Annotated in this window: 14 protein-coding genes and 2 pseudogenes; 11 read left to right on the top strand and 5 right to left on the bottom strand. The window is 70.8% G+C overall.

The window, feature by feature from the left end; genetic code table 11:
- Positions 1-7 precede the first annotated feature (7 nt).
- Positions 8-1,420 carry an FAD-binding oxidoreductase gene (locus AB0F98_RS01210; protein ID WP_357726780.1) on the bottom strand — a complete coding sequence of 471 codons (1,413 nt, stop codon included), beginning with the start codon at positions 1,418-1,420 and terminating at the stop codon, positions 8-10.
- A gap of 655 nt (positions 1,421-2,075) precedes the next feature.
- Here AB0F98_RS01210 and AB0F98_RS01205 point away from each other — a divergent pair.
- The 4 genes and pseudogenes from AB0F98_RS01205 to AB0F98_RS01190 all read left to right on the top strand — a co-directional run.
- Positions 2,076-3,746 (top strand): annotated as a pseudogene (locus AB0F98_RS01205) (serine/threonine-protein kinase); the annotation flags it as partial.
- A 9-nt stretch (positions 3,747-3,755) separates the two neighbouring features.
- Positions 3,756-4,256, top strand: a complete 501-nt coding sequence (locus AB0F98_RS01200; protein ID WP_357728971.1) for an RICIN domain-containing protein — start codon at positions 3,756-3,758, stop codon at positions 4,254-4,256.
- Between the two features lie 22 nt (positions 4,257-4,278).
- Complete coding sequence (locus AB0F98_RS01195) at positions 4,279-4,929, top strand: M23 family metallopeptidase (RefSeq protein WP_357726777.1); 651 nt, start codon at positions 4,279-4,281, stop codon at positions 4,927-4,929.
- Positions 4,930-5,105: 176 nt separating this feature from the next.
- A complete protein-coding gene (locus tag AB0F98_RS01190; protein ID WP_357726774.1) occupies positions 5,106-6,128 on the top strand; it encodes a DUF4331 family protein in 1,023 nt (340 codons plus the stop codon).
- Positions 6,129-6,212: 84 nt separating this feature from the next.
- Here AB0F98_RS01190 and AB0F98_RS01185 read toward each other — a convergent pair whose 3' ends face one another.
- Positions 6,213-7,049, bottom strand: coding sequence for a helix-turn-helix transcriptional regulator (locus tag AB0F98_RS01185; RefSeq protein WP_357726772.1), 837 nt, complete (start codon positions 7,047-7,049; stop codon positions 6,213-6,215).
- A gap of 426 nt (positions 7,050-7,475) precedes the next feature.
- Here AB0F98_RS01185 and AB0F98_RS01180 point away from each other — a divergent pair, with 426 nt between their 5' ends.
- Positions 7,476-10,277 (top strand): AAA family ATPase, encoded by a 2,802-nt coding sequence (locus tag AB0F98_RS01180; RefSeq protein ID WP_357726769.1) that lies wholly within the window; start codon positions 7,476-7,478, stop codon positions 10,275-10,277.
- 62 nt (positions 10,278-10,339) lie between these two features.
- Here AB0F98_RS01180 and AB0F98_RS01175 read toward each other — a convergent pair whose 3' ends face one another.
- Positions 10,340-10,849: an SRPBCC family protein gene (locus AB0F98_RS01175; protein WP_357726767.1), complete on the bottom strand. Its 510-nt coding sequence runs from the start codon at positions 10,847-10,849 to the stop codon at positions 10,340-10,342.
- Between the two features lie 516 nt (positions 10,850-11,365).
- Here AB0F98_RS01175 and AB0F98_RS01170 point away from each other — a divergent pair.
- The 4 genes from AB0F98_RS01170 (at position 11,366) to AB0F98_RS01155 (ending at position 14,999) form a co-directional block, all read left to right on the top strand.
- A complete protein-coding gene (locus AB0F98_RS01170) occupies positions 11,366-12,202 on the top strand; it encodes an alpha/beta hydrolase (RefSeq protein WP_357726764.1) in 837 nt (278 codons plus the stop codon).
- A 199-nt stretch (positions 12,203-12,401) separates the two neighbouring features.
- The gene (locus AB0F98_RS01165; protein WP_357726761.1) at positions 12,402-13,409 is read left to right on the top strand and encodes an alcohol dehydrogenase catalytic domain-containing protein; all 1,008 of its coding nucleotides are present in this window, start codon (positions 12,402-12,404) and stop codon (positions 13,407-13,409) included.
- 16 nt (positions 13,410-13,425) lie between these two features.
- On the top strand, positions 13,426-14,313 hold the full coding sequence (locus AB0F98_RS01160; protein WP_357726758.1) for an SDR family NAD(P)-dependent oxidoreductase: 888 nt from the start codon (positions 13,426-13,428) through the stop codon (positions 14,311-14,313).
- A gap of 11 nt (positions 14,314-14,324) precedes the next feature.
- Entirely contained in the window at positions 14,325-14,999 is a 675-nt protein-coding gene (locus tag AB0F98_RS01155; protein ID WP_357726755.1) for an aldehyde dehydrogenase family protein, read from the top strand.
- 61 nt (positions 15,000-15,060) lie between these two features.
- Here the strand turns inward: AB0F98_RS01155 and AB0F98_RS01150 are convergent, their stop codons facing one another.
- Entirely contained in the window at positions 15,061-15,438 is a 378-nt protein-coding gene (locus tag AB0F98_RS01150) for a hypothetical protein (protein ID WP_357728968.1), read from the bottom strand.
- Positions 15,439-15,934: 496 nt separating this feature from the next.
- A pseudogene (locus AB0F98_RS01145) lies at positions 15,935-16,363 on the bottom strand (DNRLRE domain-containing protein); the annotation flags it as partial.
- A gap of 308 nt (positions 16,364-16,671) precedes the next feature.
- Here AB0F98_RS01145 and AB0F98_RS01140 point away from each other — a divergent pair.
- A complete protein-coding gene (locus AB0F98_RS01140) occupies positions 16,672-18,018 on the top strand; it encodes an MFS transporter (protein WP_357726752.1) in 1,347 nt (448 codons plus the stop codon).
- A complete protein-coding gene (locus AB0F98_RS01135; RefSeq protein WP_357726749.1) occupies positions 18,015-19,004 on the top strand; it encodes a hypothetical protein in 990 nt (329 codons plus the stop codon). The genes AB0F98_RS01140 and AB0F98_RS01135 overlap by 4 nt, the downstream gene beginning before the upstream one ends.
- Positions 19,005-19,033: the final 29 nt, after the last annotated feature.

Raw genomic sequence — 19,033 nt, 5'->3', positions numbered from 1 at the left:
GTCGTGGCTAGGCGGGCGTGATGTTGTGGTTCACGCGGAAGAGGTTGCGTGGGTCGTAGCGCTTCTTGATCGCGGCGAGTCGGTCGTAGCGTTCGGAACCGTAGATGTTGCGTAGCTCCTCCGGCGTGCGGCCCTGCCGGTCGCTGAGGAGGTTGGGCATGATTTCGTCCTGTGCCCACGGCGCCACCGCGTCGATCATGGCGGTCAGTTGCTCGCGAAAGACGGGGGCCAGCTCGGGCCGGCCGCCACCGGAGCCGAAGAGCTGCCAGCGTGCGCTCCTACCGGGCACCGCGTTCGCCACCGCGGTCGGTCGGGCCAGCGCTCCGCCGAGGGGCCGTAGTTCGACGAATCCCAGCTGGGTGCCCGAGTCGGGGCCGAGCTGGGCGAGCAGAGCATCGACGGCCTCGCCGGGCAAGTCCCGCAACGCCGTCGAGCGTTCCACCCACGGTACGGGTCTGGGTGGGTCCAGAAATACCGAACCGGCCTCGCGGTAGCGGAGTTCGGTGATCGTGTCCAGCACCGTCGGCGCGATCTCGCGGATCGGCGCGAGCCGCCGCTCGGCCTCGTCCGCAGGTCCGAGCGAGGTGAACCGGACGTGCATCACGAAGGTTCCCCGCAGGGGTTCCGGCACGTCAGGCAGCGGAGGACGGCGCAGGAAACCGACGGAGGAGTTCATCTCCTCCGGCAGGTCGACCACCCAGTCCCGCCAGGTGTGCAACACCTTGGCCGCGTGCTCGCCGGCGAAGAAGAGGCCGCCGCCGTAGAAGCGCTGCACCGGAAAGAGGTTGAACTCCAGGGCGGTGACCACGCCGAAGTTGCCCTTGCCGCCGAGCAGCGCCCAGAACAGGTCCGGCTCCGAGTCGGCGGTGACCCGGCGCAGTTCACCGTCCGCGGTGACGATTTCGATGGCCTGTACGTGGTCGGCGGCGTACCCGTACCTACGGCCCAGGATCGGGCTGCCCCCGCCGCCGAGGTGGTAACCGACGACGCCGACGGTGGGGGAGGTGCCGCTGACCGGAGCGAGGCCGTGCTTGTCGGTCTCGGGGAGTACCTGCTCCCAGCGGGCGCCGCCCTCGACCCGGGCGAGGCTTCGGGCGGCGTCGACGTGCACCGCGTTCATCCGGGACATGTTGATCAGCAACGCGCCCTCGGCGGGGCGGGCCACCTGGTGTCCGGTCGTGAGGACGGCCACCGGCAGGTCCCGCTCGGCGGCGAACCGGACCGCCGCCCGCACGTCGGCCGCGCTGGTCGCGCCGACCGCGACGGCCGGTCGCAGCGCGGTCATCAGGTTGAACGTGGCGCATTCGGTGGCGTAGTCCGCATCCTCCGGCAGCAACACGGGACCGGCGATCCGCGCCGTCAGGCCGGCAGTGTCGGCCCTGTTCAGCGAAGCAGGGCCTGTCGCGCCGTACGAGTTCATCCGTCCCACTTTCACATCTCGGGTTCGCTGTGCCGGGCGCGCGACGGCTTCCCGGCGCTCCCGGGCCATTCGTACTACACACGGCGTGGAGAAATCCCTGGTTCAGCCATCGGGGCGAGCGGCGTTGTAGCGCTCGCCACAGCATTTGTGGCACGGCGGCTGGGAGCGTGGCGTCGCTGTTCCGAAGCCTCCGTTCGAGCCGTGTGGGTGGCGGGGGCCCTCGGCGCCAGCGGTCCGGGTCGAGGGGGAAGGTGGTCGACGACGCCTGCCGGCGTGGTTGGAGGCATGCGGAAATCGGCCTCCGGCTGGATCTGTCAGCGTACGGAAACAGTCCGTGAATGCGGCGCGGCGATGTGTGCCGAGGCTCACCGCGACCGCGTCGCTGCCGGTGAAGTACCTATTTCGACGGCGGGGTTATCGGCTAACCGTCGAATGTGGTTGGTCGGCACCTGTTGGTGACACCCGTCTCCGTGTCCAATATCCGACGCCCTGCGGGAAATCCCGCACCAATCCTCACGGTGCGCTCGACCACCGTTACCTGGCGCGCTCAATCACCGGTGGCAATCGGGGTTGGGCAGGGATGGCCCGGGTCACAAATGGGCTGCGGCGACCGGCAGGAAAATGAACGCCGGATCAGGCAGGTAACCTCTCCCGCGTGCCGGAGATCGTACCACTCGTTGTTACCGATCGGTATGAGGTCTTGGAGCTGCTCGGCCAAGGCGGAATGGGTCGGGTGTGGAAAGCCCGTGACCGGATGCTGCACCGAGACGTGGCCATCAAGGAAATTGTTCCGCCGCCCAACCTGACCGATCAGGCGCGGCAGGAATTGCGTGTGCGGTCGCTTCGCGAGGCGCGGGCCATCGCGCGACTCGACCACGTGAGCGCCGTCAAGGTCTTCGACGTGTTGCTGAGCGCGGACGGCGATCCGCAGATCGTGATGGAGTACGTGCCGTCCCGCTCGCTGCACGACGTCATCACCGGTGAGGGCTCGCTCCCGCCCGTGCGGGCGGCCGAGATCGGGCTCGCGGTGCTCGGCGCGCTCCGCGCCGCCCACCGGGCCGGGATCGTGCACCGCGACGTCAAGCCGGCCAACATCCTCATCGGCGCGGACGGGCGGATCGTCCTCACCGACTTCGGTCTGGCCACCGCGGTCGAGGACTCGACCCTGACCGTCGCCGGGATCGTCCTGGGCTCGCCCGCGTACGTCTCGCCCGAGCGGGCCATGAAAGGCACGATCGGTCCGGCCGGCGACCTGTGGTCGCTCGGCGCCACGCTCTTCGCCGCCGTCGAGGGTCAGTCGCCGTACGCCCGGCCGTCCAGCATGATGAGCCTCACCGCGCTCGTCACCGAGCCGCCACCGCGGCCTCGCCAGGCGGGCCCGCTGACACCGTTGCTGGAGGGGCTGCTCCGCAAGGATCCGGCCGAGCGGATGGACGCCGACACCGCGGAACAGTTGCTGCGTCGACTGCTCGCCGACGCGCCACAGCGCGCGGCGCTCACCGCGAAGACACAGCCGATCCCGCAGCATCCGGGGGTGCCGCCGACCGTTCCCAGGTCCGCAGCTCCCGGGGAGTCGCCCGCCGCCGAGCGGCCCGCCCCCGAGTGGCCGGAAACGCCGCCGGTGGCGCCCGTGGCGGCCGTACCTCCTTCGGGCGCGTCCGCCCGGAGCGCGTCGGCACCGGCCGCCGACGCTCCGCGACCAACAGCCGGCACCACCCGCCGGCGGCGGGCCTGGCTGGTGGGGGCGGTCGCCGCCGTGCTGCTGCTCGGGCTGGGGATCGGGGTTCCGCTGGCCGTACGTGACGCGCCCGCGGACCGCGCCGACCTCGGCGAGCCGGTGGAGCTGGCCGTGCCCCAGGGGGCCTCGCCGGCCGACTCGTCGACGTCTCCCACGCCGGGAGCGCTCGCCTGGTCCGTCTACCAGGACCGCAGCGGATACTCCCTGCCGGCGCCGCGTGACTGGCGGATCGTCCGGAGCGGCGGCACGGTCGAGTTCCACGAGCCGGGCGGCGAGCGGATGCTCACGGTCACCCGGACGGACGCGCCCGGTAACGACCCCGTGGCCGAGTTGACCAGGCGTGAGGAGGACCCGGCCGTCGGCGGGAAGTACCGCGACTACCGCCGGGTCGAGATCGTCGCCGTCAACTACCAGCTCCGTGCCGCCGACTGGGAGTGGGTCTACACGGCCGACTCCGGCGTGCTCGTCCACGCGCGTCAGCGCACGTTCGCGACCGCCGAGCAGCAGGGCTACCGGATCGTCTGGTCGACACCGGAGGCCGTCTGGACCACCAACGCGAGCGCGTTCCAGAAGATCACCGCCGGGTTCCGGTCGGCCGTGGAGAGCTCCGGTGGAGACACGACGACCACCAGCAGCCCGTCGGCCGCCGCCCCGCCGCCGAGGCCGGGCACGTCGACGGGGACGGTGAGCCCCACCCCGCGCAAGCCGGGCAGCCGGATCGTCGGCGTGGCGAGCAACCGGTGCCTGGACATCAAGGACCTCGACGCACCGGGCTCGCCGCGCCTGCTCATCCGTGACTGCCTGGCCGCGCGTGACCGCAACCAGCTCTGGACGTTCGGTCCGGACGGGAGCATCAAGCTGGACGGCCGGTGCATGGACGTGGCCAACGCGTCCAGCGACGACGGCGCGGTGGTTCAGCTGACCGACTGCAACGGCACCCCGGCGCAGAAGTTCAGCTTGAACGAGGAGCGGCAGCTGGTGAACGCCAGCAGCGGGAAGTGCCTGGACGTGGTGGACGAGCGCACCGAGAACGGCGCGCCGTTGCAGCAGTGGACCTGCAACGCCGGGGCGGACCACCAGAAGTGGCTGTTGCGGTGACGGGTGGTTGCCGGCGTCTGCCATGCTTCGTCCGGTGACGACCGCCAGCCCCCGCAGACGCCACACCCACCGCCGCCCCCGCAGCCGTACGGCTCGGATCGTCTTCGCGCTCGTCGCGGCGGCGGCCGTCCTGGCGGTCGCCGCGCTGATCGTTCCGATGCTGCTGCCGCCGGGTCCGCGTCCGCTGTTCCAGCTTCCGGTCGCCTGTGGGGAGACCTGGCAGCTCGGCACCTATCCGGGCCATGACGACTACGACGTCGACCTGTTTCCCATCGAGGGCGAGGCGTGGGGTAGGCCGGTGCTCGCCGCCGCGGCGGGCACGGTCACCGTGGCCGGGATCAACGGCTCGCTCGGTGGGCGTACCCCGGACAACCCGGAGGGGCCGCGGGGGCGCGGCGGCGGTTACTGGGTGAAGATCGACCATGGTGGCCGGTGGGAGACGCAGTACCTCCACCTGCTCGAGCCGCCGATGGTGCGGGAGGGTCAGCAGGTCGCCCAGGGCGAGCAGATCGGTCGACTCGGCAGCACCGGCAACTCCGGAGCCCCGCACCTGCACTTCGAGCAGCGCCGGGGTTGGGAGAAGGTCGAGACGTGGTTCGACGGCTCGCCCTCCGGCATCACCCACGACGACCGCGAGTACACGGTCCGGCGTACGAGCAACAACTGCGGCTGATCGCATCCGGTGTGGTCGCCGCCGGCGCTTGCTGGCGGCTCCGGATCGTCGGGATCATCTCGAGTCCGACGCGAGGCTCGGGTGCGCACCCGCTTTCGGCCGATCGCCTCGGTGCGGCAGGCATTTCGCCGGTATGGTCGAAACGCCCGATTAGCCGCTCTTGCCGGAGTATGATCATGTCGCATCATCTCGACACCCCGCACGCCGCGCAGAGCGGTCAGCTCTACCTCAACGACCTGTTCGTCTTCGACGGCGAACGCGGCACCGTGTTCGTCATGGACGTCAACAGCTCGGTGACCGGGGCCGACATCAAAATGGGCTTCCACGCCGAGGCGCGGTACGAGTTCAAGGTCCACTTCAACGGGGCCGAGCTCGAGGAGTTGACCTACCGGCTGGCCTTCGGCGAACGCGACGGGCAGGGCAAGCAGGCGCTGAGGCTCCACGCGCTCACCGCGGCGGAGGCGCGCGACGACGCCGCCACGGGAACGCTCCTCGTCGAGGGCCGGACCGGCGAGATCATCGAGGGAAACTACCTGCGCGTCTGGGCGGGACGGATCGCCGACCCGTTCTACATCGACCTCGGTCAGCTCGCGACGGTGAACGACGCGTTCAAGAACGGCGCCGAGCTGGACCGGTCGGCGTGGCGGCCGGAGAATGCGAAGAACACCTTCGCCGGCACCACCGTCGAGTCGATCGTCCTGGAGGTCTCCCGCGACGAGAAGATACTGCGTGACGGCACGCAGATCGGTGTCTGGTGTCGCACCATGCTGGCCACCGATGCGGGCGGGTGGCGGCAGATCAACCGGGCCGCACACCCCATGATGTGGCCGATCTTCTGGCCCACCGACACCGACTTCTCCAACCCGGCCAACGTCCGGCACCCCTGCGACGACCTGAGGGCCGACGGTGAGGAGATCGCCTCGGCCGTCGCCCGGGTCGTCGCCGCCAACGGGACGGCACCCGACCCGAAGGCGTACGGCTGGAGCGTGGCGCGGGAGGTCTACCCGGACGTGCTGTCGTACCAGGTCGGCACGGCGGCGAACTACGGGTTCGCGACCCGCAACGGACGCGCCATGGCCGACAACGCACCCGAGGTCATGTTCTCCATGGTGCTGAACACCGGAATCTCCTCCGGCCTCAGCGCCGAGGTCGCCGCCGGAGCCAGAGCCGGCACCTTCCCCTACGTCGTACCTGCCTGACCGGTGGACCGCCCCCGGGCGACGGAGCCCGGTCGCTCGCCGCGCCGGCGCCTCGGGTCCCCTGGCCCGTCGAGCCGGCGACGGTCAGCGGCTGCCCAACAGCTTCTGAAGGTGCCGCATGGCCGATTGGGACGTGGAGTCCGATGCGGGGATCAGCACGTGGAGTGTCTGGTCGCTGTCCTCGGGCGTCTGCATCGCCTCGAGATGCAGCCGGATCGGGCCGATGATCGGGTGCTCGATCACCTTCGTATCCACGACCGCCTTCGTCGCGACGTGCCGCTCCGACCAGAGCGTTCGGAAGACGTCGCTCTTGGCGCTCAGCTCCTCGACGAGCTCCGCCGCCCGTGGGTCGTTCGGGTGGCGGCCGTAGTCCATCCGGAGCATGCCGACCACGCCCGCCGCGGCAGCCTCCCAGTCCTGATGAATCAGACGGGCCTTCTCGCAGAGCAGCATGAATCGGGCCGTGTTCCGCTCGCGTGCCGGCATCGCGTTGAAGTCGTGAATGAGGAGACGAGCGGCGGGATTCGCCGCGAGGATGTCGGTCCGCCGCCCGGTGAGTACGGCGGGCACTCCGCCCAGTGATTCCATGAGGCGGAGCATTCCGACGCGTACACGTTGAGTCGGTTCACGCTCCAGCCGCGGGTGGTTGACCCGCCGGGCCAGGTCGAACATGTGTTCGCGGGCCACGTCGTCGAGTTCGAGCACATCGGCGAGAGCGTGCAGGACATTGTCCGACGGGGTGATCCGCCGCCCCTGCTCGAGTTTCACGTAGTAGTCGACGCTGACGCCGACACGTCGGGCGACTTCCTCGCGGCGCAGCCCCGGCACCCGCCGTGACGGTGCCGAACGCAGGTCGCCCTGGGTCGGCACGAGAGCCGCACGGCGCGCACGTAAAAAATCGCCCAGAGTGAGCTCTTGCACGCTTCCAACCAGCCTTTGTGTGAATTGCCCGGGCAACTCTACAGGGTGGCCCAGCCAGTCCTAGGAACGATGGGCCGCGCTCGACTCGTCCTCCACCTATATCGGCCTGCTTTCCTTGTTTCGGCCCTTCCCGGGGCCGGTGACGGTGCGAGCGGCAACGAGCACGAATCGGGCCGCACTGACCGACGCGAGGGATATGCAATCGCTTGAATAAAGTGCGATGGGAGTGTCGGTAGAGTGGTCGTCCGGCAGAGGGCCGAGGCGCTCGTCGACGGTTTGACGCAGCGGTCCCGACCGCGGAGCCGATGACCGGCCACCAGCGGCGGGTGCCGGTGATCGGCGGAGCCGCCGCTCATGGTGAGCAAGCCATGACGGAGGATGGCGCCGGCCGGTTCTCTTCTCGAGTACGGCGTGGAGGTGCTCAGCTTGGATCAAACCGAGGCCTCGACGGGGTCGTTGGTCGGCCGTGACGAAGAGTTCGTCCTGGCCCGCAGGTTTCTCCGGCAGGCGGCGGTCAACGGCGGGTCGCTGCTGATCTCGGGCGAGCCCGGGGTCGGCAAGACGGCACTGCTCGACGTCGTGGCGGAGGCCGCCGTCGATACTGGCACCCGGGTCCTCCGCGCGGCCGGCGTGGAGTTCGAGGCCGACATCAGCTACTCCGGTTTGAACCAGTTGTTGTTCCCGCTGTACGACGCCTTCGACGAACTCGCACCCGCGCACCGTGAGGCGCTCCAGGTGGCGCTCGGATTCGGCGCCGGCCAGCCGCCGGACCGGCTGCTGGTTTCCAACGCCGTGCTGTTGCTGCTCCGCTCGATGGCCACCGCCGGACCGCTTCTGCTCATCGTCGACGACCTGCCCTGGCTCGACCGGGCCAGTTCGGCGGTACTCGGGTTCGTCGCGCGTCGCCTGGTGGGTACCAGCGTCGGCTTCCTGGGTGCGTCGAGGTCGCAGACCGCCAGCTTCTTCGAGCAGGGCGGCATCCCCACGCTCAACCTGCAGCCGCTGCCGGCCGACGCCGCCAGCGAGCTGATCAACAAACGTTTTCCGGACCTCGCCCCGGCCGTCCGACGCCGGCTGCTGTCGGAGGCTCGCGGCAACCCGCTCGCGCTGCTGGAGTTGCCCACCGCGCTGAGCGAGCCGCAGCGCCTCGCGGCGGCTTCGCTGCCCTCGTTCCTCCCGCTGCCCCGGCGTCTGCAGGCGCTCTTCGCGTCCCGGGTGTCCCGACTGCCCGAGTCCTGCCGCCGGCTCCTGCTGCTGGGTGCGCTCGACGGCACGGGCGAACTCGGCGTGCTGCTCACGGCGTCCGGCGAACACGACCTGGACGACCTCGAACCGGCCGAACGCGACCAGTTGGTTCGCGTGCACAGCAACACCCGCCGCTTCGCCTTCCGGCATCCGCTCATCGAGTCGGCGGTCGTCGAGGTCGCCACCAGCGGTGAGCTGCGCTGGGCACACAGCGCCCTCGCGCGGACGCTGGTCGCGTATCCCGAACGCCAGGCCTGGCACCTCGGTGAGGCCACGCTCGGCCCGGACGAACAGGTCGCCACCCTGCTGGAGCAGGCCGCGCACCGGATCCTGCGACGGGGTGACGCCGTGGGTGCGGTCGCGTCGTTGACGCGGTCGGCCGACCTGAGTCCCGATCCGGTCGAGCGGAGCCGACGTCTGGGACAGGCCGCCTACATCGGCGCCGACGCGGGCGGGGAACTGGTGAACGCGTCGCAGCTGCTGGACGATGCCCGCCGGGCCAGCCCGGGTGACTCGTTGCACGCCACCGCCGCCGCCGTCCACCTGTTGCTCAACAGCGACGGCGACGTCCGGACCGCACACCGGCTCCTGGTCGGAGCGATCGAATCGGGTGACCACGGGTACGACGCCGAGGACCAGTCCCTGATCGACGCGATGCTCACGCTTCTGCTGCTGTGCTACTTCTCCGGTGAGCCCAGGATGTGGGAGCCGTTCCTCGCCGCCCTCGACCGGTTGACGCCCGAGGCGCCCGAGGTGCTCGCGGTGGCGGCCGCGACGTTCGGCGACCCGGCGCGGACCGGGCAGGCGGCGGTGAGCCGGCTCGATGCGCTGGTCGGCGGAATGAGCGACGAGATCGACCCGACGCAGATCGTGTGGATCGGAGTCGCGTCCATCTACCTGGACCGGCTTCCGGATTGCCGGGACGTGGACTGGCGGGTGGTGCGCCTCGGGCGCGACGGTGCCGCACCGGCCCGTCGCCACCTCGGTGCCCTGCTGCATCTCTGCTTCGCGGACATCCACACCGGGCGCTGGGACGAGGCCATCGAACTCGCCGACGAGGGCCTGCGCCTCTGCCACGAGCACGGCTTCCGCTTCTTCATGTGGTACTTCCAGTACGTCCAGGCGCTGGTCGCGGCCGCGCGCGGCGATGCCGACACCAGCCGGGTCCTGACCGACCGCATGCTGAGTTTCGCGGCACCGCGGGGAGCCCGGGCCGCTGAGTTCCTCGCCTACCACGCCGAAGGGCTGAACGACCTGGCGTGTGGTGACTCCGAGAGCGCGTACGAAACCCTGACCCTGCTCAGCCCGGCGGGCACGATCGCGCCGTACGTCCCGCACGCGCTCTGGGGATGTCTCGACCTCGTGGAGGCGGCGCTCCGTACCAACCGGTTCACCGAGGCGGCCGCGCACGCGGCCGCCATCAAGGAGGCGAACCTCGGGGCGCTGTCGTCGCGGCTCGCACTGCTCAGCGCCGCGGCGTCGGCGTACGTCGCGGCCGACGACCAGGTCGAGGACTCGTTCGAGGCGGCGTTGACGCTGCCCGACGTCGAGCGCTGGCCGTTCGACCTGGCCAGGGTCCGGCTCGCGTACGGCGAACGGTTGCGCCGGAACAAGGCGACCGCGAAGTCCCGGGCACAGCTTCGAGCCGCGCTGGCGACCTTCGAACGGCTGGGCGCCCGGCCGTGGGTCGAACGGGCGAGCAAGGAGTTGCGCGCCACCGGTCTGGCGAAACCGAGAAGCGTCGCCCGGCTGGCCGTCCTCACCCCGCAGGAACGTGAGATCGCGAAACTCGCGGGTTCCGGACTGACGAACAAGCAGATCGGCGAGAAGTTGTTCCTCTCGCACCGGACCGTCGGCACGCACCTCTACCAGATCTTCCCCAAACTCGGCATCACCTCCAGAGCCGCGCTCCGCGACGCCCTGGCGGCGCTTCCCGACGCCGAGGACGGAGATTCGCAGCTCGGACAGGTGCCGGATCAGTGACGTCGCCCGGGCGGCCCGGGTAACGGTGTGCCAGCGGTGCGGCCCCACGTCGACGCCCGGTGTCAGGCCGACGGTCCGCCATCTTCCGCCAGGCGCTTCAACCGCAGCAGCGTGTCCTGGTGGGCGTAGTAGAACTCTTCCGCCTGAGAATTGCGCACCAGTGCCGTCGTCAGCTCACGCTCCACCTTCTTGGCGATGACCTGAGTGCCGGGGGAGACCGGAACGAGCACCCAGGCCTGGTAGATGCTGAGGTCGGCCGAGGAGCCGATCCAGCCGAACCGGGTGTTCGGCTCGTACTCGGAGACCACGGCCTCCAGCCGCACGCCGTACATCTCGACCTCGAACGCGGCGCCGAGCCGGATCTCGTCCGGGACGTGCGCTCGTCGCACCTCCGGGACCCAGTCGGGCCACCGCGATACGTCGACCAGGTGCGAGTACACGCGTTGCGGAGACGCCTCGATGACGGCCTCGCCATGCATCGAGGATTCGGCGTACGGCGCGGTGAAGCCCGGGGACTGGTATCTGTCCCGGCGTGCCCAGGACACACCGTGGCCGGCCCGCGGGTGAAGCATCTCGTTCTCCGTTCGACTACCGGTGGCACCCGAGGATCACGTCCAGCTGGTTCCGCTCGGACCGGTGCCCAAAGTCCCTGCAACTGCTCGACACCCAATTTGCTCCCACCGGGCCTGAAAGTGACCGGTCAGATGACTTAGCGGATGACTGGGACTCATCGCGGACGTCGCAGTCCCGGCGGATGCCGCGGCGTTGGTCGAGGTGGCCGGCCGCGCCCGGGGACCGCTGAGGGATGACGCGCCGGCCCGCCGGCACGCCTCTGGTCGATGTCGTCCCGCGACGTACGTCAGGACACCGGTCGGTAAGTCATCGGTGTGGAGATCGTTCCGCCGTGCGGATGACGGCGCCCCAGTCATCTGACAGATGCGGCACACACAGCATTTGCCGACTCTTGGATCACCGCAGAGCGCGCCAGCGACCGGGCCCGGCGGGCGGATGGAACAGCAGCCGTCCGCCGGACCGGTGGCCGCCTGCCCGCCCCCACTCCCGGGGGATCGCACAACGAAGGGAAGAACATGCCGTACGTCACCGTAGGTGAAGAGAACAGCACCCCGATCGACCTGTACTACGAAGACCACGGCAGCGGTCAGCCGGTCGTACTGATCCATGGTTTTCCGCTCAGCGGGCACTCGTGGGAGAAGCAGTCGGCCGAGCTGCTCGCGGCCGGCTACCGGGTCATCACCTACGACCGTCGCGGTTTCGGTCAGTCCAGCCAGCCGGTGGTCGGGTACGACTACGACACCTTCGCCGCGGACCTGAACGTCCTCATGGAGAAGCTCGACCTGACCAACGCCGTTCTGGTCGGCTTCTCGATGGGCACCGGTGAGGTCGCCCGGTACGTGGGCCGCTACGGGTCGGCGCGGGTCGCGAAGGTGGCCTTCCTCGCCTCGCTGGAGCCGTTCCTGCTCAAGACGGACGAGAACCCCACCGGCGCCGCGCCTCGGGAGTTCTTCGAGGGCATCGTGGAGCAGGTACGCAAGGACCGGTACGCGTACTACACGGCGTTCTACGCCGACTTCTACAACCTCGACGAGAACCTGGGCACCAGGATCAGCGAGGAAGCCGTTCGGAACAGCTGGTCCGTGGCCGCCAGCGGCGGTTGGTACGCCGCCGCCGCCGCGCCGATTACCTGGTTCACCGACTTCCGGGCCGACATCGCCAAGATCGACGTACCGGCCCTGATCCTGCACGGCACCGGCGACCGGATCCTGCCGATCGACGCCACCGGACGCCCGTTCCACCGGGCGCTGCCGAGCGCCGAGTACGTCGAGGTCGAAGGCGCGCCGCACGGCCTGCTCTGGACCCACGCCGAGGAAGTCAACGAAGCGCTGCTCGGCTTCCTCGCCAAGTGACGACCTGAGCGACGGCGGAGATGCCGGGTGAACGAGCCTAAACATCGGGGCTGTCACCACCGGGGGCACTCGTCATCTCCGCCGCCCTCGCCCACCGAATCGCGTTCGCACGGCAACCGCTCACGCGTCGTGCGGGCGTCCGACCTCGGCCGACAGGCCAGCTGCCGGTCGGCCGGCCACCCATGAAGAAGGAGTAACGATGCGCGCCGCTGTCGCGACCGCTGTCAACACACCCTTGTCACTGGTCGAACGCGAGGTGCCCACACCGGGGCCGGAGGAGGTCCTCGTCCGGATGACCGCGTGCGGGGTGTGTTTCACGGACCTCAACCTGCTCCGGGGGCACTACCCGTTCGCCCGTTTCCCCGTGGTGCCCGGACACGAGATCACCGGTGTCGTGGAGGCCGTCGGTGAGGGCGTCACCTTCCCGACGGTCGGCACCGCCGTGGGTGCCCAGTTCCTCTACGACTCGTGCGGGCACTGCGACTACTGCGTCCGTGGCGACCAGATCCTCTGCCCGTCCAAGCGGATCACCGGCATCGTCGTCGACGGCGGGTACGCCGAGTACGCCCTGCTGAAGGCCGGTTACGTCACCCCGCTGCCGGCCGGGCTGGACCCGATCGCCGCGGCCCCGCTGATGTGTGCGGGTATCACCGCGTTCAACGGGCTGCGGCAGGCGGGCATCCGCCCCGAGTCGCGGGTCGCCGTCATCGGTTCGGGCGGCATCGGAGCGCTGGCCATCCGCTACGCCGTGGCGATGGGCGCGCGCGTCGCGGTGCTCGGCCACTCGCGCCGGGCCGAGGAGCAGGCGCTGTCGCTGGGCGCCGAGCGGTTCGTCGCGACCAGTGAGCAGGATCCGGCCGCGTCGCTCAAGGCCTGGGACGGCGGTGCGAACGTCATCCTCAACGCGGCTCCGACGACCGCGGCCGCCGCGGCGGCGTTCGGCGGGCTCGCCCCGGACGGCACGCTCGTGCTCTGCGGGTACGACGGCGAGCCGCTGAGCCTGCCGACCCAGCCGATGGTGCTCAACCGGCTGCACGTGATGGCAAACCCGTCCGGGTCGCCGCACGACCTGCGCGACACGCTCGCGTTCTCCGCGGCTCACGGGATCCTTCCCGAGATCACAAAGATCTCCCTCGACCAGGCCCCCGCCACGCTGGAGGCGATGGGCGCGGGCACCGCGCACGGCCGCAGCGTCATCGTCTTCTGACGTATTAGGAGCAGCCATGTCAGTCATACTGATCACCGGCGCGTCCAGCGGTTTCGGCGCGCTCTCGGCGCGGGCGCTGGCTCGTGCCGGTCACACCGTCTACGCCAGCATGCGCGACACCACCGGCCGCAACGCGCCGGCCGTCGCCGAGGCCGACGCGTTCGCCCGGGAGCACGGCGCCGACCTGCGCACCATCGAGCTGGACGTGCAGTCGCAGGAGTCCGCCGACGCGGCCGTCGCGGCGATCGTCGCCGAGCACGGCGTGCTCGACGTGCTCGTCCACAACGCCGGCCACATGGTCACCGGCCCGGCCGAGGCGTTCACACCCGAGGAGATCGCGCACGTCTACGACATCAACGTGCTGGGCACGCAACGGGTGAACCGGGCCGCGTTGCCCGTCATGCGCGCCCGCCGTGACGGCCTGGTGGTGTGGATCGGTTCCAGCAGCACCAAGGGCGGCACGCCGCCGTACCTCGCCCCGTACTTCGCGGCGAAGGCGGGCATGGACGCGCTGGCCGTCAGCTACGCCGCCGAGCTGGCCCGGTTCAACATCGAGACCAGCATCGTCGTGCCCGGCTCCTTCACCAGCGGCACCAACCACTTCGCGCACAGCGGGCGTCCGGCGGACGAGGAGACCGTCAAGGCCTACGAGGAGCGGTACGCGGGCCTGATGGAGCAGGTGAGCCGGCGGTTGGCCGAACTCGCGCCGGCGGACGCGGACGTCGCCGAGGTCGCCGCCGCGGTGGTCCGCGTCGTGGACACCCCGCACGGCAAGCGGCCGTTCCGCGTGCACATCGACCCGGCCGACGACGGTTCGGAGGTCGTCAGCGTGGTCGCCGATCGGATCCGTTCGGAGTTCCTCACCCGCATCGGCCTCGCGGACCTTCTTCACCCGCACAGCTGACGGCGGCCCGGATGTCTGTGACGGAGCTGTACCGGACGATTCCGGCGGCGGACGGCGATGTCCGCGCCGCCGACGTCCGCGCTGCCGTGGACGCGGCTCAGGCCGCGTACCCCGGCTGGGCCGCGACCGGGGCGGCGGGGCGCCGGACGGTGCTTCTCGGCGCGGCGCACCTGCTCGAGGAGCGTACGGAGGCGCTCGCCGGAATCCTGCGTCAGGAGACCGCGGGCAGCCTGGCGTGGGCGGAGTTCAACATCCGGCTGGCCGCCGGGCAGCTGCGACAGGGCGCTGCGATGGCGACCCGGCCGGTCGCGGAACTCCTCGCCATGGACCGGGCCGGCTCCACCGGACGCGAGGAGGCCGGCGTGGTCGTGTCGTTCGTGCCCTGGAACGGTTCGATGGTCTACTGCGCGCGGGCGATCGCCGTGACGCTGGCCGTCGGCAACACGGTGCTGATCCGGCCCGGTGCGGACGCGCCGGTCATGTCCGGGATCATCATCGCCGACGTGCTGGCCGAGGCCGGGCTGCCCACCGGAGTCGTCAACGTGGTCGCCAACGATCACGCGGATGCCCCCGCGGCGGTCGAGGCGCTGATCGCCGACCCGCGGGTACGCCGGGTCACCATCACCGGTCCGGTCGGCGCCGGGCGCGCCGTCGGGCGGCTCCCCGCGCAGCGACCCCGCCGGTAGCTCGGGTGCGCCCACCGGCGCGGCCACCACCAGGTGACCGCGCCGGCGGGCACGGGATGCGTCAGTGGCAGGCGCCGGTGCCGCTGTCGCTGTAGCTCTGCCCGGCCACCGGCACGAACTGCCAGTCGTAGCTGTTGGCGTGCAGGGTGAACTTCAGGACGCCGTACGCCGAGCTGTTCCGCGCCTCGCTGTTGGGCTGGATGGTGCCGAAGCTGTAGTGGCCGGCACCGCCCATCCCGGCGACGAAGCTGCGCATCCCCCGGGCGGCGTCGTACCCGCCGTTCGGGTTCATCGGCGCGAACCGCTCGTACACGTGGTTGTGACCCCAGACCACGACGTCGGCGTTGTTGTCGTACAGCGCCTGGTAGAGCGGGCGCGTCGACGTCGACGGCGCGTGGTTGGAGCTCGACGTGTAGAGCGGATGGTGCCAGTACGCCAGCGTGCACGGCTTGGTGCTGGCGGGCCAGATCCGAGCGGAGCCACTGCTCCTGCGCCGAGCCCGCCGACATGCTGATGTTCGAGTTCAGCGACACGACGTGCCAGTTGCCCAGGTCGTAGGAGTAGTAGCCGCGGCCGCTCGGGCCGGCCTGCGTGCCGAAGTAGTTGTAGTAGCCCGTGGCACCCGAGGTGTTGTAGTCGTGGTTGCCCGGCGACGGCCGGGTACGCGACTTGTGCCGGCCCCAGGTGGGCGCGTAGTACGAGCTGAACTCGGACGCGGTGCCGTTGCTGTAGACGTTGTCACCGGTGGTGAAGACCGTGCCGGAGATGTTGTCCAGCAGCGCCGCGGTCGCCGTGTCGCCGGAGCCGGAGTCGGAGATGTCGCCGGCGCCGACCAGCACCGGATCGCCCGAGGACGGCGGCGTCGTCGTGCCGGTGGTGATCACCAGCTGCGGCGCGTCCGCACCGCTCTCGCGGGAGTCGTAGTACGCCCCGTCGGTGTTGGACGAGGTCGCGCCGAAGCTGAACGTGCCGTTGCCCCGGACGTGGGACGTCACGTCGACCTCGTACCACCCGTCGGCGGCGACCGAGCCGATCGAGCCGAGCGTCGCACCGTCGATGCTCGGCTGGTTGTTCCAGGTCGTGCCGGTCTCCGACCAGGTCGTGTTCGACATGGCCCGGAACGTGCCGCCGGCGCTGCTGCCGTCGTTGCCACTGATCGTCCGCAGCCGCAGCTTGGCGCTCGTGACGGTGCCGCTGACCCCACTCACGGTGAAGCGCAGGAACATCCGGCGGACCGGCGAGTTGTCGACCACGATCTGCGCCGACGTGCCGTAGTTGGTGGACGCCGCGTCGTTCTGGACGTACGTGTCGGCGACCGGCTTGAACGTGGCCGTGGCCGCCGAGGCCGAGGTGCCGCCGGTCATGACGACGGCGGCGGTGGCGGTGACCAGCACCGCGACCGTCGCCATCGGCACCGCGGGGCGGGAAAGGCGGATGCCCATCCAGGAACCTCTCTTTCGAGGGTCGGGGGTTGGAAGCGGATGGAATGTAGGGAGATCGATGGACCGGTCGTCGACCGGCGGGTGAACAACACATCCATGTAGGCGAACACCTCGCTGTTGCGCGGATGTTCATCACCTGCACGCCCGCCCGGCACCGGCGGTCCGTTGTGGCCGCTGCGCGCGGGCCGCACGATGGGCGACCGTCAGCCACCATCCGAAGGGGACGCCACGTGTACCTGTCGACCGTCTCCCGGCCGAAGACCGAACCACCGGGCGCGGACACCGGTCGGGCCGGCCGCCGGATCGCCCTGGTCAGCGGCAACGTCGTCGCCCTCGGCGCGGTCAGCCTGATCACCGACGTCTCCGCCGAGATGGTCACCGCGGTTCTGCCGCTCTACCTGGTGCTGGGGCTTCAGCTCAGTCCGCTGGCCTTCGGCGTCGTCGACGGCGTGTACACCGGAGCCACCGCGTTGCTGCGGGTGGTCGGTGGCTTCGTCGCCGACCGGATCCGGCGGCGCAAGCTCGTGGCCGGGTTCGGGTACGCGCTCTCCGCGGTGGCGAAGCTCGGCCTGCTGCTCGCCGGCCGGTCCGTGCCGCTGATCGGCGCGGTCATCGCGGTGGACCGGCTCGGCAAGGGCGTACGCAGCGCACCTCGGGACGCGCTCATCACGGCGTCGACGCCACCGGAGTCGCTGGGTCGGGCGTTCGGCGTGCACCGGACGATGGACAGCGTAGGCGCGTTCCTCGGTCCGCTGGTCGCCATGGCCGTGCTGCTCGCCGTCGGCCGCTCGTACGACGCGGTCTTCGTGACCAGCTTCTGCGTCGCCGCGCTGGCCGTCGTCGTGCTCGTCCTGTTCGTTCGTGAGCGGCCGTCGCAGCCGTCGACCGGGCGCGTGGCCGCGGGCGACGCGCGGAGCGCGGCCGACCGGGCCGACGGTGCGGCGGAGGAGGACGCCGACGGTGGAAAGGTCGCCGTCCGCGAGGTGCTCGGCCTGCTGCGCGACCGGCCGGCCCGCCGGCTCGTGACGGCCGCCGCACTGCTCGGGCTGGCCACCATCGGGGACGGGTTCGTCTACCTGCTGCTGCAACGCCGGGAGAACGTGGACCTCACCTGGTTCCCGCTGCTCGCGGTGGGCACCAGCCTGGTGTACCTGCTGCTCGCGACCCCGATCGGCCTGCTCGCCGACCGGATCGGCCGGCTGCCGGTGGTGCTCGGCGGGTACGCCGCGCTCGGCGTCACCTACCTGCTGCTCGCGGGCCCGGTCACCGGCTGGCCCCTGCTCGTGCTGGCACTCACCCTCTACGGCGTCTTCTACGCGGCCACCGACGGGGTGCTCATCGCGCTCGCCGGGCCGGTGCTCCCGGCGCGACTGCGCACCACCGGCATCGCGCTGGTGCAGAGCGGGCAGGCGCTCGCGTACCTCGTCTCATCCGTCCTGTTCGGCCTCGGCTGGCAGGCGTGGGGACCGGAGAACTCGGCCCGGGTCGCCGCAGTGGCCGTCGCGGTCGTCCTCCTGGTCACCGTGCTCCTGCTGGCCCCCGCATACGGTCCCGTCACCCGGAAGGTGTCCCGATGACCACCATGTCGACGCGAGCGAAGGTCGGCGTGGCCGCAGCCTCGGCCGTGCTGCTCTTCGGCGCGGCCGCCGGCTACGCCGCACTCGCCGCCGAGCCGGCCGGGTCACCGGCGGCACCCGCCGGGGCGGGCGCCGGTGCGGTCACCCTGGAACCCGGACCGCGCCTGCTCACCGTCACCGACCGGCACGTCGCCTCCGTCGCCGCGGCGGACCCGGCCGGCCCGCGTACCGTCTCGAACCTGGAATGCCTGCGGGTGTACGCCGCCGCCGGCACCGGTGTCTGCCTGGGGCCGGAGAACGCCTGGTCGTACCGGGTCGTCGTGCTCGACTCCGCACTTCGTCCGCGGCGGTCGGTAGCCGTTCCGGGCCTGCCGAACCGGGCCCGGGTCTCCGCCTCCGGCCGCATGGTCTCCTGGACGACGTTCGTCGGCGGGGACTCCTACACGTCCAGCGGCTTCTCCACCCGCACGGGCATCCTCGACACCCGCAGCGGCACCACCGTCACGTCTCTGGAGGAATTCGCGGTGACGCGGGACGGCGAGCCGTACCGCAGCGCCGACGTCAACTACTGGGGGGTCACCTTCACCGCCGACGACAACGTCTTCTACGCGACGATGTCGACGAGCGGCAAGCGGTACCTGGTCCGGGGTGACCTCGCCGCGCGGAAGGTCGAGACGCTGAAGGAGAACGTGGAGTGCCCGTCGCTGTCGCCCGACGGCACGCGGCTCGCGTTCAAGCAGGCGATCGACGCCGACCCGCAGCGGGGCTGGCGTCTGTCGGTGCTGGACCTGACCACGATGCGGGTGACGCCGACCGCCGAGACCGCGAGCGTCGACGACCAGGCGGCGTGGCTGGACGGCGAGACCCTCGCGTACACGCTCCGCCAGGACGACGGCCGCCCCGACGTCTGGTCGGTGCCGGCGGACGGTTCCGGCGCGCCCCGGCTGCTGGTGCCCGGCGCCGAGTCTCCGTCACCGCTGACCTGACGGGTTACGGGCCGGCGTCCGGGCCGGCC

Origin of the sequence: Micromonospora sp. NPDC023737 (assembly GCF_040639715.1) — a bacterium.
Taxonomy (GTDB): domain Bacteria; phylum Actinomycetota; class Actinomycetes; order Mycobacteriales; family Micromonosporaceae; genus Micromonospora.
This window is presented reverse-complemented; position numbering and strand designations above follow the sequence as displayed.